Origin of the sequence: Sorangium sp. So ce1504, assembly GCF_051521635.1 — a bacterium.
Lineage (GTDB): Bacteria > Myxococcota_A > Polyangia > Polyangiales > Polyangiaceae > Sorangium > Sorangium cellulosum_B.
On the sequence record NZ_CP150365.1, the window covers coordinates 3,738,794 to 3,756,039 of the forward strand.

At 70.7% G+C, this 17,246-nt stretch carries 9 protein-coding genes and 1 pseudogene; 5 read left to right on the forward strand and 5 right to left on the reverse strand.

Features of this window, described 5'->3' with window-relative positions; genetic code table 11:
- Nucleotides 1-68 precede the first annotated feature (68 nt).
- The 5 genes from WMF39_RS14275 (at nt 69) to WMF39_RS14295 (ending at nt 4,785) form a co-directional block, all read left to right on the forward strand.
- On the forward strand, nt 69-899 hold the full coding sequence (locus WMF39_RS14275; RefSeq protein ID WP_437746049.1) for a hypothetical protein: 831 nt from the start codon (nt 69-71) through the stop codon (nt 897-899).
- Between the two features lie 209 nt (nt 900-1,108).
- Entirely contained in the window at nt 1,109-2,350 is a 1,242-nt protein-coding gene (locus WMF39_RS14280; protein WP_437746050.1) for a hypothetical protein, read from the forward strand.
- Nucleotides 2,347-2,586, forward strand: a complete 240-nt coding sequence (locus WMF39_RS14285; RefSeq protein WP_437746051.1) for a hypothetical protein — start codon at nt 2,347-2,349, stop codon at nt 2,584-2,586. Before WMF39_RS14280 ends, WMF39_RS14285 begins: the two co-directional genes overlap by 4 nt.
- A gap of 347 nt (nt 2,587-2,933) precedes the next feature.
- Nucleotides 2,934-3,692 (forward strand): SDR family NAD(P)-dependent oxidoreductase, encoded by a 759-nt coding sequence (locus WMF39_RS14290; RefSeq protein ID WP_437746052.1) that lies wholly within the window; start codon nt 2,934-2,936, stop codon nt 3,690-3,692.
- Between the two features lie 97 nt (nt 3,693-3,789).
- Complete coding sequence (locus WMF39_RS14295) at nt 3,790-4,785, forward strand: aldo/keto reductase (RefSeq protein WP_437746053.1); 996 nt, start codon at nt 3,790-3,792, stop codon at nt 4,783-4,785.
- A 40-nt stretch (nt 4,786-4,825) separates the two neighbouring features.
- Here WMF39_RS14295 and WMF39_RS14300 read toward each other — a convergent pair.
- From WMF39_RS14300 to WMF39_RS14320, 5 genes and pseudogenes are all read right to left on the reverse strand, one after another.
- Nucleotides 4,826-4,969: pseudogene (locus WMF39_RS14300) on the reverse strand (sigma factor-like helix-turn-helix DNA-binding protein); the annotation flags it as partial.
- Nucleotides 4,970-5,014: 45 nt separating this feature from the next.
- Nucleotides 5,015-7,036, reverse strand: a complete 2,022-nt coding sequence (locus WMF39_RS14305) for an ATP-binding protein (protein ID WP_437746054.1) — start codon at nt 7,034-7,036, stop codon at nt 5,015-5,017.
- Nucleotides 7,033-13,305, reverse strand: a complete 6,273-nt coding sequence (locus WMF39_RS14310) for an AAA family ATPase (protein WP_437746055.1) — start codon at nt 13,303-13,305, stop codon at nt 7,033-7,035. Before WMF39_RS14310 ends, WMF39_RS14305 begins: the two co-directional genes overlap by 4 nt.
- A gap of 516 nt (nt 13,306-13,821) precedes the next feature.
- On the reverse strand, nt 13,822-15,213 hold the full coding sequence (locus WMF39_RS14315) for a sigma-70 family RNA polymerase sigma factor (protein ID WP_437746056.1): 1,392 nt from the start codon (nt 15,211-15,213) through the stop codon (nt 13,822-13,824).
- A 233-nt stretch (nt 15,214-15,446) separates the two neighbouring features.
- Nucleotides 15,447-17,090, reverse strand: a complete 1,644-nt coding sequence (locus tag WMF39_RS14320; protein ID WP_437746057.1) for a ribonuclease J — start codon at nt 17,088-17,090, stop codon at nt 15,447-15,449.
- Nucleotides 17,091-17,246 lie beyond the last annotated feature (156 nt).

Consider the following 17,246-nt stretch of genomic DNA (forward strand, 5'->3'; position numbering starts at 1 on the left):
ACCGCGACCACGCGAGCGGCGGTCGCCCGCCGCGGAGTCGGGTCATCCCGGAGCCATCGGAGCCCTCCATGTTGAACCTCCTTCTACGACTTTCCCCGCTGCGCCCCGCCGTCCGCCTCGAGACCGTCGAGCGGCGCGACTTCACCGAGCCGCGCCTGCGCGAGCTCCACGCCCTCTCGAACGCGCTCATGGCCGAGGACTTCGGGCACTTCTGCGTGCACGCGAGGACCAACGATGTCGTGCACGTCTTCCGCCGCGCCGACACCGGGGCGATCGTCGGCTTCCAGTTCTGGAAGACCGCGCCGCTCACCTTGCCCCGCAGCCGGGCCATCGTCGGCGGGAAGCTCAGGATCTCGCCGGACTTCCGGACCCGCGGGCTGCACCTCGTCTCCGGCCTCCTGTTCTTGCTCGAGACGAAGCGCCGCGCGCCGCGGACCCGCCTCTACCGGCTCTCGATCGCCAGCCTCTTCGGGTTCGTCTCCATCACCGAGGCGCTCGCGCGCTACGATCTCTTCGATCCGAAGCGCCGGGGCGCCGCGGAGGACGAGGCGGTGCGGGAGGCGTTCTTCAGGCTCGCCAGGGAGAGCAACTACCACGTCGACGACGAGACTGGCCTCTTCCGCGTCAACATCTTCATGACCGAGGAGACGGTGAGCCGGTATCCGCCGCGCTACTTCGAGCGCCCGGCCGCGCGGCGCTACGCCGCGGCCAACCCCGGCTTCCGCACGAACGGCTGCTACGCCGGCTTCTGGTTCCGCTTCACCAGCGATAACCTCCTCGCCATGACCCGCGCCGTCATGCGGAGGCTCTTCCGCCGGGGCGCCCCCGTGGATCCGCCCGGCCCTATCGGGCGTCCGCAGCCAGGCTCGTCAGAATCTCCTCCATCTGATTCACGATGAGGCTCACGCGCCCCTCCGCTTCGAATTCCTGGAAGCGAGCGCCCCTCAGGATCTTGGCCGCCCGCCTCGAAGGGCGGCGGCGTGCCAGAGCGCTCCCCATCAGCGCCGTATGCGAGATCGGCCATCCGGTGAGAAAATCCCCGGAGCCTCCTCCGATCCGCCACATCTCGCGCGCAGCCCGGCCACGGCGCCGCGCCACGCTCCGTCCCATGACCGACCTCTCCTCCACCGCCGGCGTCGTGGTTCGCCCTGCGGCGGCGGGCCGCCTGCGCCGGCTCGGCGCCGCCGCGCTGTCGCTGCTGGTCGCCACGGCCGTATGGCTCCCGTGCCTCCACCTCTTCTTCCGGAGCGAGCCGGGCGAGCACCGCGCCTCGGGCGCGCTCTCGCCGCGTGGCCAGGCGCTGCTCGCGCATCAGCTCTCGCTCTGGGAGGAGGACAGCGCCGCGCAGGACGCGGCGCTCGCGCGGATGCGGGCCGCGAACGCCGAGTGGGACTTCATGGGACGGACCTTCCTCGTCCTCGGCCTGGCCAACGCCGCGCTGCGGGATCCGGGCGCCCAGGCGCGCCACCTCGCCGTCATCGACCGGATCGTCGACGAGACCCTCGCGATCGAGCGCGAGCGGGGGATGCTGCACTTCATGATGCCGTACGCCACGCGGCGGCCGTTCGTGCAGCAGCCTGGGCGCAGCCTCTTCGTGGACGGCGAGATCGCGCTCATGCTGGGGGCGCGCGCCCTGGTCGCGCGCCGCGCCGATCACGAGGCCGAGCTCGACGCGCGCGTCGCCGAGATGCGGTCCCGCATGGAACGGAGCCCCGTGCTGTCGGCCGAGAGCTACCCCGACGAGTGCTGGACCTTCTGCAACACGCTCGCCCTCTCCGCGATGCGCATGGCCGACGCGCTGCACGGCGAGCGCCGCGGCCTCGATCTCGGCCGCCGCTGGCTCGCGGCGGCGCGCGCCCGGCTCCTGGACCCGAAGACGGGGCTGCTCGTGTCGAGCTACACCCACGACGGCAGGATCCTGGACGGCCCGGAGGGGTCGTCCCTCTGGCTGGTCGCGCACGCGCTGCTCCTGATCGACCCTGATTTCGCGCGCGATCAGTACGCGCGGGCGCGCCGCGAGCTCGGGGCGGAGCTCCTCGGCTTCGGCTGGGCGCGCGAGTGGCCCCGCTCGTGGGCTGGCCCGGAGGACGTGGACTCGGGTCCGATCGTGCCGCTCGTCGGGGCGAGCGCCGGATCGAGCGGCCTCGCGCTGCTCGGCGCCGCGGCCTTCGGCGACGCGCCGTACCTCGGGGGGCTGCTCACCTCGCTCGACCTCGCGGCGTTCCCGATCCGCGAGGGCGACCGGCTGCGGTACGCCGCAAGCAACCAGGTCGGCGACGCGGCGCTGCTCTACGCGCTGAGCTTCGGCCCGCTCTGGGAACGGATCGCCGGCGCGGGAGGTGCCCCGTGAGCCGACAGCTGGCCCTCGGCGCCGCGATGCTCATCGCGGCCTTCGCTGCCTGCCACATGCTCGGCCTGCGCGAGCATGTGTCGGTGCTGAGCGGCACGCTCCCGCCCGCCGGTGGGGGCGATCCGTTGCTCGGCGTCGCCTACGCGCTGGCGTGGTTCGGCGGCGTGATCTTCGCGCCGATCCTCGCGATCGCGGCGGGCGTGCTCGCTGTCGTCGACCGGCTCCGGTCACGGTGACCCGCGCCCCCTCGGACGGCTCGCCGCCGCGCTGAGCGGCAGCCTGCGCCGCCTCGGCGGGCTCGCGCAGGGCGCCCTCGCGCCGCGCGCTCGCTCCGCGCGCCTCGGCGATGGGCGAGCTGCTCCACCCGCAGCACGGCGCCAGCAGGCTGCTGCCTGCGAAGCAGACACGCCGCCCGGCGTGCCGGCGCGCGCGGCACCGCCAGCAGCGCCCGGCGGGCGCCGGCGCGCGCCATCCCCTCTGCGAACACGGGGCAAGCACCGGGTGGAATGAAACGTGCTCTGGCGCGGCTCCCTCGGCGCGAGAAGACACACGACCTCGTGTCTGCCGATGGAAGGAGCTGATCGTGGATCTCGAACTCACCGGCAAGCGGGCCATCGTCACCGGCGGCAGCCGCGGTATCGGCAAGGCGATCGCGCGGGAGCTCGCGCGGGAAGGCGCCGACGTCGTGATCGCCGCGCGCGGCAAGGACAAGCTGGAGGCGACCGCCGCGGAGCTCTCGGCGGAGACGGGCCGCCGCGTCGTCCCGCTGGTGGTCGACACCGGCAACGAGACCTCGGTCAACGCGCTCGTCGAGCGCGCCCTCGCCGCGCTGGGCGGAGTGGATATCCTCGTCAACAACGCGGCCGTGCCGGGCGGGATCTCGACCGCGACGCGCCTCGACCAGATCGTCGACGCGCAGGTGATCGAGGACATCAACATCAAGGTCGTGGGCTACCTGCGGACCGCGCGCGCCGTCGCCCCGCACCTCATCGCGAACGGCTGGGGCCGCATCATCAACATCGGCGGGCTCGCCGTGCGCAAGGCCGGCCGCCCGGTCGCCACCCTGCGCAACGTCGGCGTGGCGGCGATCACGAAGAACCTCGCGGACGAGCTCGGCCCGAAGGGGATCAACGTCACGGTCGTGCACCCCGGCGCGACCCGCACCGAGCGCGTCCGGCCCGAGCCGGAGAAGGATATCGCCGCCTCGGTGAGCATCGGCCGGATCGTCGACGCCCGCGAGGTCGCGTGGGTCGTCGCGTTCCTCGCCTCGCCGAGGAGCGTCGCGATCAATGGCGACGCCGTCGTTGCGGGCGGCGGAAGCGTCGGGCCGATCTATTATTGAGCCCCGAACCGACGGGCCCGCGCTCCATGCGGGAGCGGGAGGCGACCGCGCCAGCGCGACGCCACGAGCAACCTAGCCAAAGCACCAACGGAAGATCATGAGCATCCCGACGACCCGACTCGGCCGTACCGGCCTCACCGTTTCTCGCCTGTGCCTGGGCACGATGACGTTCGGTTTCCAGACGGACGAGGAGACCTCCCGCGCCATCCTCGACAAGGCCGCTGGCGCCGGCGTCAACTTCCTCGATACGGCCGACGTGTATCCGCTGGGCGGCGGTTTGGAGGCCGCCGGGCGCACCGAGGAGATCGTCGGCCGCTGGCTCAAGGGCAAGCGAGACCGCTTCATCCTCGCCACCAAGTGCGTCGGCCGCGTCGGCCCGAACCCGTGGGATCAGGGCGCCTCCCGCAAGCACATCCTGGACGCGATCGACGCCTCCCTGCGCCGGCTCGGCACCGATTACGTGGATCTCTATCAGCTCCACTCCGACGATCGTGACACGCCGATCGACGAGACGCTGGAGGCGCTCGACATCGTCGTTCGCTCGGGCAAGGCGCGGTACATCGGCGTATCCAACTACCTGGCATATCGGCTGGCGCGCGCGCTCGGCCGCGCCGACGTGCGCGGGCTCGCGCGGTTCGTGTCCGTGCAACCGCGTTATGCGCTGCTGTTCCGGGAGATCGAGCGCGAGCTGCTCCCGCTCGCGCAGGAGGAGGGCCTCGGCGTCATCCCGTACAACCCGCTCGCCGGCGGGTTCCTCACGGGCAAGCACCGCCGCGGCGAGCCCACGCCGGGCACCCGCTTCACGCTCGGCGCGGCGGCGTCCAACTACCAGCAGCGCTACTGGAACGAGCGCGCGTTCGCGACCGTCGAGAAGCTCGCGAGCATCGTCGCCGAAGCAGGCCAGTCGCTCACGACCGTCGCCGTGGCGTGGGTGCTCGCCAACCCGGCCGTCACGTCGGCCATCATCGGCGCCAGCCGGCCAGACCAGCTGGACGCGACGCTCTCCGCGGCCGAGCTCTCGCTCGATCCGCAGCTCAAGGCCCGGCTCGACGACGCGACCGCGGAGTTCCGCCGCGGCGACGCGCCGCGCTGAGCCCGCGCCGGAAGCCCCCTCGGTACGAGAGCGGACCGCCTCAACCCCCGAGCGGCGTGTCGAGCGCCTGCCGGCGCGACAGCGTCCTGAGCTTGCTCAGGGCATTCTCCTCGATCTGCCGGACCCGCTCCCGGCTCACCGAGAACATGCCCTCGATCTCGGCGAGCGTGTGCGTCTGCTCGCCGTAGCCCGAGCAGCCGCGCGAGCCGCCCGGCTCCGGCCGCCCTGGCTATGCGTAGTGGCGCCCCGCGCCCTCGGTCGACAGCGGCAGCTCGACGCAGAAGGTCGAGCCCAGGCCGACCTCGCTCGACAGGCTAATTCGTCCGCCGTGCGCCTCGACGATGGTGCGCGTGATATAGAGGCCGAGCCCGAGCCCCCCATAATGCCGCGACGAGACGCCGCGGCGAAATCGCTCGAACAGCTGCGTCCGCACCTCGGCCGGGATCCCGATCCCGTGGTCCGTCACCGAGAGCCGTGCGACCCCACCTTCCGCGGTGATGGTGATCTCGATCGGCGCGCGTTCCCCGAACTTGATGGCATTGGTCAGGAGGTTGGTCACGACCTGTTCCAGCAGGTACCGGTCCCACCAGCCTGTGACCGGCTGCTCCGCGCGCACAGCGAGCGTGCTGCCCGACTGCGCGAACTGGTCGCCAAGGTGGGTGACGATCTCGGCGACCAGCTCGCGCAGATCGACGGGCGCCCGGTTCAGCTCGAGCCTCCCCGCCTGGATCCGGGAGACGTCGAGGAGCATGTCGATGAGGTGGGCGAGGCGTTTGATCTGGCGGCCGGAGAGGGCGACCGCCGATCGCACGCGCTCGCCGTTCATGCCCCGCGAGAGCCTTTGCCCCAGCGATTGAATAGAGAGCTGCAGGGTGGTGACCGGGGTGCGGAGCTCGTGCGAGGCGATGAGGAGGAACTCGTCCCGCAGGCGGATGGCCTCCTCCGCCGCCGCGCGCGCGCGCCGCTCGTCCAGGAGGAGCCGATCGCGTTGCTGTTCGGCGCGCACGCGCGCGGTGATGTCGCGGAAGCTCCAGACCCGCCCGGCCACGCGCCCTCCGAGGCGCTGGGGCTGCGTATAACACTCGAAGACCCGCCCGTTCCGAAGCGGGAACGTATCGAAGGCGCTCGCCTCGGGATCGGCATACAGGTCACGGACGCTTTGCAGGAATACCTCGGGCTCGCGGAGCTTGCCGCCGGCGAACGCGAGGAACACATCGGCCGATCCGCTGGCGAGGACATCGGTGGGAATGCGCCACATCTGCGCGAGCCTGTGGTTATGACGCACGATGCGCTTCGCGCCGTCGACGACCAGGATGCCGTCCGCCGTCGATTCGATCGTAGCCTCGAGGAGCGAGTAGGAATGGCGCAGCACGTCCTCGGCGTGCTTGCGGGAGGTGATGTCGGTCGCGATACCGCAAATGCCCTCAGGTGTTTCAGCGGGGCCGCGGAGCGGGAACCTGAGGGAAATGTACGTGCGCACGCCGTCGCTCTGGGGGGCCAGCTCGTCGAGCTCGATGGCCCGATTCTGCTGCAGGACGAGCAAATCGTTGGCGCGATACTCATCGGCCTGCTCGCGTGGGAAGACGTCGTGGTCGGTCTTGCCGATGACCTGCTCGCGGCGCGTCTGGAAGAGCTCTTCGAACCCGCGGTTGACGAGCATGTAGCGACCCTCGATGTCCTTGGCGAAGACGACGGCGGTCGTGTTGTCGACGATGGCCTGAAGCAGATGCTGGCTCTCGCGGAGAGCGGCGTTCGAGCTGGCCAGTTCGGCCGTGCGATCTCGCACCCGTTGTTCCAGCTCTTGATGGGTACGCTGCAACTCCGCGTTCTTTTCTTCGAGCTCCTTTTGCGCCTCGCGCAAGCTGAGGTGCGTCGTGACCCGCGCGATCACCTCTCCAATCTCGAATGGCTTGGCGATGTAATCGACGCCCCCCGCCTTGAACCCCTCGAGCTTGTCAGCCGCATCGGTAAGACAGGTCATGAAGATCACCGGGATGTCTCGGGTGCTTTCAGCCGCTTTCAGGCGCCGGCACGTCTCGAAACCGTCGATGTCCGGCATCACCACGTCCAGCAGGATCAGGTCGGGTTGCATGAGGCGGGCCCGCTCCAAAGCCTCTTCACCGTCCTCAGCGATGAGCACCTCATGACCCACCGATTCCAGATTATCCACCAGCACGTTGAGATTGGCTGGCATGTCATCCACGATCAGGATAGTGCGGGTGCGAGCACCGGACGCTGTGGCGCTGCTCATGGTCGCTGGTCGCCCCCGATGCGCCGCGGCTCCAGCCCCAGCCTCGCCTTCGGCTCCACCCCCTGCAGGTGCTCCTCGACCAGGCTACGGATCGCCTTGGACTGGCAGCCCTGCACCAGGCGATGCAGGCGGTCGGCGAAGGGGCGGTAGCGTTCGTCGAGGGTGGTCAGGTAGGCCGCCCGCTTTTGGATGTCGCGCATGTTGCCCTTCAGGGCCAGGGTATGCAGGACTTCCATCTCCTCTCGGGGCGGCGCCAGGAGCTCCGCGCCCTCCCCGTCCCCGGCTCGCTCCTCGGCCGGTCTGCCATAGACCCAGGTGAGCCCGAGCTGGGCGCCGATGATCCGCAGCAGGCTCTCCCGGTCGATCGGCTTGGCGAGGAAGGCGTCGGCACCGGCGGCAATGCTCTCAGCCTGGTCTTCCTCGTTGGCGCTCGCGGAGACGACGATGAACGGCAGCCGCGCGAGCCCCCGAGCCTGGCGATTGCGACGAATGCACTGCATGGCTTCCAGCCCGCCGATCACCGGCATGACCAGATCCATCACCGCCAGATCCAGCGACGCCGCCATCTCCTGCTCGATGGCCTCCTGGCCATTGGCCGCCTCGCAGACCTCGAAGCCCAGGCCGCTCAGCAGGTCCAGAAGCACCGCCCGATTGCTCACCACGTCCTCGGCAACCAGCACCTTCCGGCGCGGCCCCTCGTAGCCGATGGCGTCCCGCTCGGAGGGCCGGAGGGGTGCTGCGATCTCGGCCACTGGCAGGGTCACCTCGAACCAGAAGCGGCTGCCTTCGCCGGGCCGGCTTTGCACGTGAATCTCACTGCCCATGAGGTGCACCAGCTGGCGGCTTATCATCAGCCCAAGGCCGGTCCCGGCGCGGCGCCGCACATCCCCCACCCGTTCGAAGGGCTGGAAGAGCTTGGCCAGCTGCTCCGGCGTCATTCCGACCCCGGTATCCTCCACCTCGAAGCGCAGCCGCGCCGTGGCCCCGTCCTGGGCCAGGCCCTGCACCCCGAAGCGCACCCGCCCCCGGTCGGTGAATTTCACCGCATTGCCCAGCAGGTTGAGCAGCACCTGGCGCAGGCGCTTCTCGTCGGCCAGCACCGCCTGGGGCAGGTGGGGCGTGACCTCGAAGACGAAGTAAAGGCTCTTCTGCTCCGCCCTGACGCGGATGATGGCGGCGACGACCGTGACGAAGGTCGAGAGATGGATCGGTTCGGGGCAGAGATCGAGCTTGCCCGCCTCGATCTTGGCCAGGTCCAGGAGGTCGTTGATGAGGGTCAAGAGGTGCTGGCCGCTCTGCTGGATGGTATTCAGCCCCGTCGCCTCGCGGCCTTCGAGCCCCCGGGAGCGCTTGAGGATCTGGGCATAGCCGAGGATGGCGTTCAGTGGCGTGCGCAGCTCGTGGCTCACGTTCCTCAGGAACTCGGTCTTCGCACGGCTCTCGGCTTCGGCCGTCTTGCGGGCTTGGCGCTCCGCTTCAGCCTGCTTGCGCTCGGTGATGTCGGTGGAAATGCCGCAGACGGCATAGGGCTGCCCCGCCGCGTTGCACAGGGGGTACTTGAGAGAGATGTAGGTGTGCAGCCCATCGCTCTGGGGAGCCTCTTCCTCGGCCTGCAGCGCCGTTCTGGTGGCCAGCACCTCGTCGTCGACGGCGCGGAAGGCATCGGCCCGCTCCCTGGGGAAGACATCGTAGTCGGTCCGGCCGACGATCGCTTGCTCACCGATGTGGAACAGCTCGGCGTAGCGCCGGTTGATCATCAGGTAACGACCCTCGAGATCCTTGAGGTAGATGACCGCTGTCGAGTTGTCGACGATCGACTGCAGCAGCTCTTTGCTGTCCCGCACGGCCTGCTCCGCTCGCCGACGTTCGCTGTTCTCCTGGAGCAGGTCGGCGTAGAGCGTGGCGTTGGCGATCGATATGGCGGCCTGGGCCGAGAGCAGCTCCAGCACCGAAAGCCGGTCCGGGGTGAAGGCGCCGGCGACGAGGTCGTTTTCCAGGTAGAGCAGCCCCACGAGCTCCGCCTGCCGCAGGATGGGCAGGCAGAGGGCGGATCTGGGGTACGGATAGAGGTCGTCGCTGGCGATGATGGGATTCCGTGCCGTCCCGTCGTCCAGGATCACCTTCTCCCGGCTGCGCCGGACGTAGTTGAGGAGGGACGCCGGCAGATCCGAAGGGGAGGCTTCGGGCTCGTGGGGAATACGCACCTCGATCTGGGCCCCCTCCGCCCGCGCCTCGGCAGCCAAGAACAGGGTCTCGGCGCGGGCGAGGAGCAGGCAGCCCCGCCTCGCCCCGGCGTTCTTGACCAGGATGCGCATGAGCGCGTCGAGCAGGCGGTCGAGGACGATCTCGCCCGAGATGGCCTGGGAGGCCTCGAGCACCGAGCCGAGGTCGAGCGCGGTGCGGGCGGGCGCGGCCGCCTCCGGGCCCGTCGCGCCGCGGAGGATCTCGCTGGGGACGAGGTCGGGGTACGCGCGCTCGAGGCGCCGCATCGCCTCGGTCGCGCCCCATCGGCCGTAGGCGCTGTGCGCCTCCGTCAGGTAGGTGCGGGCGATGGTGGTCTTGCCGAGCGCGCGGAAGGAAAGGCCGGCGAGCTCGTTGGCGAGCGCCTCGTCGTGGAGGTAGCCGCCGCGCTGCGCGAGGGCGATCGCCTCGTCGTAGCGAACCCACGCCGCGCGCGCGTCGCCGCGGATGCGCTCGAGCTCGGCGCCGAGCAGGGCGCTGCGGTGCGCCATGTTCTCCGGGCAGAGGTCCGCCCAGCGCGAGAGTTTTTCAGCAAAGAGCTCCGCGCGGGCGAGGAAGAGCGCGCGCTCGTCCGGGGAGACCACGTCCGCCGCCTGCGTGAGCGCGACGCCGGCGTAGAAATGGCACGCGGGGATGCCGAGCCAGCCCGCCACGGTCGGGATCTCGATCTCCAGCGAGAGCGCGATGCGCGCCGCTTCCTCAAACGCGCCCTGGAAGACGCCGAGGATCACGATGTACGTCTGGGCGGAGGGAGGCGAGAGCACGTTGCCCATCCGGCGGGCCTCCTCGATCACCTCGTCGATGTCGATCCACGCGCCCTTGAGCTTGGCCGGGTGCGCGGTCTCGACCGAGAGCTGGTGTGCCATCTGTACGACCGCGTCGACCATCCAGGTGATGGCGTTGCCCCTGTCGAGTTTGCATATCGGCCGGTAGCTCTGCGCCTCGGCGAGGAGGTCGGAGAGCGGGAGGCCGCGCAGGAGGCTGTTCATCATGGCGTTGACCGTGGTGTAGAACGCCCAGATGTACTGGCCCGTCTCGAGCCCGACGTGCATCCCCGCGAGCAGCGACTTCTGGCAGGCGGGGTAACCCTCCCTCCAGTGCTGCACGTAGGAGCCCCACATGTTGCGGAGTATCGCTTCGGACTTCTTGTCCGGGTAGCGCTCCGAAAGGTTGATGGCGGCGCGGCCGAAGTGGTAGCCGAGCTCGATGTCGCCGCGGCCGCAGAGGAACGTCCCGAAGTTGATGCAGCCGAAGATCGCGTGCTTCGATAGCCCGTGGCGGAGCGTGTTCTCGACGAGCTTCGCGACCGTGATGCCGAGGTTGTTGGGGCTCAAGAACCCGCAGGGGAGGAAGAGCTCCTCGAGCACATCCTGCATGGCGCGGATCTCCGGGTCCGCGAGCGGCGGCAGGTCTGACAGCGCTTCGAGCGTCTTTTCCCGGACGAGCGCCATCGTCGCCCGGATTTGGGCGTCGACCATGGCTTCGTCGGGGAACAGGGGCAGGTCGAGCCCGAACGGGCGCAGGGCCGCGAGTCCCTCCGCGAGCGCAGCGGGCAGATCATTCTTGAGCACCTGCACGTTCATCTTGAGCCGCAACACCTCAGTGCGATCGAGCCGGCTCGCGGCCCGCTCCAGGCAGTCGGAGAGGACCGCGAGGGCGTCGTCGTGCTGGCCCGAGAGCGAGAGCATGAGGCCCGTCTTCATCGCGTACTCGAGGCGAAGCGGGTACTGCGACGTCCAGGCGTCCTCCGGAAAGCGCAGGAGGCCGAGCTTCAGGTAGCGCAGGGCGGCGCCGAAGGCGGCCGAGTCCTCGGCGCGGCAGGCGGCGTCGAGGCTCATGCGGGCGAGGGAAAGGCGCTCCGCGGGGTCCGACACGAGGTCGCCCGCGCTGTTCAGGTGGCCGACGACGTCGAAGAGGCTCTGGCTCTCGGAGAGGTCCAGCTTGCCTGCGAGCAGCCGGCCGATGCGGAGGTGAAAAGCGGGCCGGTCCGCCTCCGGGATCATGGCGTAGGCGCCCTCCTGGACCTTGTCATGGGCGAAGCGGTAGCCCTCGCGCCCGGCGAGCACGAGCCCCTCGCCGACGGCGGGATCGAGGCGGCCGTACGCCTCTTCCGGCGAGCACTCGCTCACCGTGGCGAGCATGTCGAGCTCGAACCGGTTGCCGATCGCCGCGGCGAGCTTGAGCGCCTCCACGGTCGAAGGCGGCAGGCGCGCGATGGTGCGCACCATGAGGTCGACGACATTGTCCGTGTACGCGAGCGCGTCGATCCTGGCGAGGTCCCAGCGCCAGCCTGACCCGGCTGCGAACGTGAGCACGCCGTGGTCGTGCAGCGACCGGACGAACTGCTTGACGAAGAACGGGTTGCCGCCGGTCTTCTTCTGCACCGCATCGACGAGCGGCCCGCAGTCGTCGCGCTTGAGGCTGTCCGAGAGCATCTGGAGCAGGTGCGGGCGCGCGAGCGGGGCGAGGACGATGTCGCGCACGACGAGCCCGGCGTGCTTGAGCTCCTCGATGGCCCGGACGAACGGGTGCCCGGGCGACACCTCGTTGTCGCGGTAGGCGCCGCAGAAGAAGAGCGCCTCGAGCGAGTCGTCGGCGACGAGCGTGCGGAGCAGCCCCAGGCTCGCGGGGTCGATCCACTGCAGATCGTCGAGGAACAGGATGAGCGGGTGCGCACCGCGCGCGAACACCGAGACGAACAGCAAGAAGCACCGGTTCAGGTGCTTCTGCGCCTCGAGCGGGCCGAGCGCCGGCGCGGGCGGCTGCGCGCCGATCACATGGCAGAGCGAGGGGATGACGTCGCAGACGACCTGCGCGTTCGGCCCGAGCGCCTCGAGGATCGCGCGCCGCCAGCGTTGGATGCGCGCCTCGCTCTCGGTGAGGATCTGCCGCACCAGGCCATCGAACGCCTGGATCACCGCGCTGTAGGGCGTGTTGCGGTTGTACTGGTCGTACTTGCCGCTCGTGAAATAGCCCTTCTGCCGCGCGAGCGGCTTCAAGATCTCCTGCACGAGCGAGGTCTTGCCGATGCCCGAGTAGCCGGAGACGAGGACGATTTCGCGGTTGCCCTCGAGCGCGCGCTCGAACGCGGCGGTGAGCGCCTCGATGTCCTGCTCGCGGCCGTAGAGCTTCTGGTGGATCCGGAACAGGTCCTGGCGATCGCGCTGGCCCGCGACGAAGGGCTCGATAGTCCCCGTGCCGCGCAGGGCCTCGCGGCAGCGGTCGAGGTCGGCGAGCAGGCCCTCGGCGCTCTGGTAACGGTCCTCGGCGCTCTTCGCGAGCAGCTTGAGCACGATGCCGGAGATGGCCTCGGGGATCGACGGGTCGACGCGGGACGGCGGCGCGGGAGCGAGGGCGAGGTGCGCGTGGATGAGCTCCATCGGGTCCAGGGCCTCGAAGGGGCGCTGACCCGTGAGCATCTGGTAAAGGATGACGCCGAGCGCGTAGAGGTCCGTCCGGTGGTCGACGCCGCGGTTCATGCGGCCTGTCTGCTCGGGGGAGACATAGGGCAGCACGTCGACGATCACCGCCGGCGCGTAGAGCCGTTCGTGCGCGCGGGTGATCTCGGCGTCGACGCCGAAGCTCGTGATCTTGACCTCGCCGCACGCGCCGACGAGCACGTTGTGCGGGCGCAGATCGCGGTGGATGAGCCCCGCCGCGTGCACCGCGGCGAGGCCTTCGGCGAGCGCGGCCGCGAGATCGAGCGCCTCGCAGATCGGCATTCTGCACGACGGGCGCGCGGCGAGGATCCGCGCGAGATCGCGGCCCGGGAAGTCCTCGAGAACGACAATCAGGGCGCCGGTGAGCTCCTCGACGCCACGCAGCGCGACGAGGCGGGGTGAGGCGAGCTGCGCGATGCGCTCGCACTGGTGCTTGAAGCGCGCGACCTCGGCGCGAGTCGCTCTTTCCGCGCGCAGGACCTTCAGCAAGACCGGGACGTCCTCGCCCTCGCGGCATGCGCGGATTAGGCTGAAATCGGCGGTCTCCTCGATCTTCTCGCGGAGGGCATAGCCTGTCCCGACGATCATCGACACCCCTGCTCGCTCGCCAGTGAAAGGCAGCTCACACGACCAAGTATATGCGCGAGGGGAGACTTGGCACAGGGATTGGGCCGCACCACCGGGGCTTGGCGCTGCCCACGCCCCCCGCCCGCTCGCGCGCCGCGACAGGAGCTTTCATCGAGCTCAAGCTCCCACTCGGTTCCCTGGTGGACTGTTCGATAAGGGTTTTAACATAATCACGAGGCATGCCGCTCAACCCAGCGGTGCATCTTCTGCCGCGTCCAGGAGTATCTGAACGGGTGAGCGTAGATCTGTCGTACTCCCGCCAACTCGCGTCCAGGTGGTTAACGAACTGCTGGCGGCTCTTCCAGCTGCAGTGCCCTATGCGTCAGCGGAGAAAGCGCGTGATTCCAGGCGAGCAGAGAGGATCTCCTTCAGGAGCGTCCTTCGGGTGAACGAGCGCTACCATCACCCGCAGGGGAGCTCCTGCTCAAGGGCTTCGTGCAGCGGAGCACCGCCGCGGCGCCGCGCTCGACCCGATCGTCAACCCCCGAGCGGCGTCTCCAGCGCCTGCCGCCGCGACAGCGTCCGCAGCTTGCTCAGCGCGCTCTCCTCGATCTGCCGGACGCGCTCGCGGCTCACCGAGAACATGCCCCCGATCTCGGCGAGCGTGTGCGGCTGCCCGCCGTCGAGGCCGAACCGGAGCCGCAGCACGTCGCGCTCGCGCGGCGTCAGCGACTCGAGCAGCGCAGAGACCTGCTCGTGCAGGCGGCGGTGGACCAGGAGCTCGTCCGGCGCGGCGCCCTCGCTCGCGAAGAAGTCGCCCTGGCGCGCGCCGTCGTCGTCCCCGACCGGCGCGTCGAGGTACACGGGCGGCAGCGCCATCTCCCGCAGCGTCTGGAGCTTCTCCATCGACAGCCCGCTCCGCTCGGCGACCTCCTCGGGCGCCGCCTCGCGCGCGTGCTCCTGCTCGAGCTCCCGCCGCGCCTGCAGCGCCCGGCGCCGGGTCTCGGCGATGTGGACCGGCACCCGGATGACCTGGCCCTGATAGAGCAGCGCGCGAGAGAGCGCCTGTTTGATCCACCACATCGCATATGTGCTGAACCGATAGCCGCGCCGGTAATCGAACTTCTCCGCCGCGCGGATCAGCCCGAGATTGCCCTCCTGGATGAGGTCGAGCAGCGGCACGCCGCGGTGCCGGAGCTGCCGGGCTGCCGCCGCCACGAGCCGCAGGTTCGCGCGGACCATCTCGGCCCTCGCCTCCGCCGCCGCCCGGCGGGCGGCGCGCGTCGCCGAGAGCGTCCCCTCGATCGCCTGGCGCCCGAGCCTGTCGACCGCGGGGATCGCCGCGCTCAGCGCGCGCTCGATCCGCGCCTCCACCAGGGGGCCCAGGCGCACGTCGGAGAGCCCGGCCGAGAGCGCGGCGCGCGCTCGCTGCCCGCTCGCCTCCGCCCGCCCGGCCTCCGCCAGGGACCGCGCGAGCCCGAGCAGCCGCGCCATCCTCACGGATGTCGCGTCGCTCGGCGCGTCGCCTCCGTCCGCGTTCAGCAGCAGATCGCTCATGTCCACCCGCCCCGCCCGCACATCGTCCGCCAGCGCCGCGAGCGCCCGCAGCGCGACAGGCGACGCGACCCAGGCCTCGATCATCGCGCGCTCCGCCGACTCGATACGACGGCCGAGCTCCACCTCGAGCTCGCGGCTCAGCGGCGCGCTTTCCGAGATCTCCTGGAGATAGACCGCGGCGACGTCCTCGCTCGGCCGCGCTGGCGGCGCAGCCCGCCGGCTGGCGGGCGCCCCCCGCCGCGACGACGGGGGAGGGCGGGTGTCGGGGCCGCTCTGCTCCTCGGCCCGCGCCTCGGCGACAGCGCCCTCTCCCTCCATGATCGTCGTCTCCGCCTCGCCCAGAAGGCGCGAGCTCGTGGGACTCTCGTTCATCTCGCCTGCTCCACCATGGTGCCGCGTCGCGCGGTGATCCGCTCGGGCGCTCTCCGGGACACGCGCCCTGAGGGCAACCCCCCAGGATGGACCATGAAGCGACTCCGGTCATGCCGCGACAGAACAAAGGGGCTCCGCGGTCCGCGCGATCCAGAGTGCGCGACAGCCGCGCTCGCTCCAGATCGCCTGTCAGCGCGGTTCGGCGCCGGGGCCGCCTGGCCGGCCGCCAGACCTCACAGCAACACGGCCAGCGGGAGCACGGCGGGGCGCCGCGAGGCCTCGCGCCGGAACACCCGCCGCACGCCGCGGCTGAGCGCGTCCTCCAGCGCCGGCGCCAGCGTGCGCGCCGCGGGTGACAGCGCTGCGAGCGCGTCGCGCGCGCTGTCGAGCGCGGCGGCGTACAGCGGGCCGCCCTCCTCGAAGTGCGCCACGCCGCGCCCCAGGAGATCGGGGCCGCGCAAGATCTCGCCCGTCTTGCGGTCGGCCACCACCAGGACCATCACGAGCCCCTGATCCGAGATCTGCTCGCGCTCGCGGAGCACCAGCTCGGAGACGTCGAGCCCGCCGCGCGCGTCGAGCCACACCCGCCCGCTCTTCACCGTCTCGCCGAGGCGCATCCGGCCGTTCTCGAGCATCAGCGAGTCGCCGTCCTCGACGACGAAGACCCCCGACGCCGGCACGCCCATCCGGAGCGCCGTGCGCGCGTGGGCGAGCAGCATCCGGTACTCGCCGTGGATGGGGACGAAGTGCTCCGGCCGGACGGCGTCGAGGAGGACCTTCTGCTCCTCGGCCTGCGCGTGGCCGCTCGCGTGGATGGGATCGAGGCCGCGATCGAGCACCACGGCGCCGCGCTTCGCCAGGCGGTTGGCGAGCTGGCTGACGGCGATCTCGTTGCCGGGGATCGCGCGGGACGAGAAGATCACCGTGTCCCCCGGATCGACCCGGAGCCGGTGGTGATCGCCCATGGCCATGCGCGCGAGGGCGCTGTTCGGCTCGCCCTGCGCGCCCGAAGCGAGCACGATGAGGCGCTCGGGCGGGAGCGAGGCCGCCGTGGCGTCGTCGACGAGCACGCCGGGCGGGACGCTCAGGATGCCGATCTCCTGGGCGATCCGCGTGTTGGTCGCGAGGCTGCGCCCGGCGAGCACCACCTTGCGGCCGAGCTGGGCGGCGAGGTCGAGGACGCTCTGGACCCGGTGGACGTTGGAGGCGAACAGCGCGACGAGGATGCGCCCCTTCGCCTCGCGAAACCGCCGGGTGAACCCTTCGGCCACCGCGGTCTCGCTGACCGACCAGCCGTCGCGCTCCGAGTTGGTCGAGTCCGAGAGGAGCGCCGCCACGCCGGCCCGGCCGTACTCGGCGAAGCGGCCGAGATCGAGCCGCTCGCCGGCCACGGGGGTGAGATCGATCTTGTAGTCGCCCGTGTGGATGAGGATCCCCTCGCCCGTCTCGATGGCGTAGCCGACCGCGTCGGGGATGGAGTGGGTCACGCGGAGGGGCTCGGCGCGGAACGGCCCGGCCGCGAAGTGCTGTTGCGGCTCGACCTCGCGGAGCGGCACGTCGATGCCGTGCTCGGCGAGGCGCTCGCGCACCAGCCGGAGCGTGAAGCGCGTCCCGTACACGGGGACGGGGAACTCGCGCAGCAGCGACGGCAGCCCGCCGATGTGATCCTCGTGGCCGTGCGTGAGCAGCACCGCGTCGACCCCGCCCGCCTCGCGGATGTAGCTGAGGTCGGGGATCGCGACCTCGACGCCGAGCACCTGGTCGTTGGGGAACATGACGCCGCAGTCGACGAGCACGCGGCGGCCTTCCTCCTCGATCAGCATCGCGTTCATCCCGACCTCGCCGAGGCCGCCGAGAGGAATAATCCGGACTCCCATGGGCGCAGCCTAGCATCGCGGATCGCACGAACAGAGGCCTCCGTGGGACGCGCGGCGCGCGCGGAGCGACCTGCGCGAGGCGCGGGCGGGGGGGGGCCGAGCTCAAGAGAGCTGGGCCCCGAGCCGCGCAGGAGGCCTGTCCCCGGTCTGCGGATT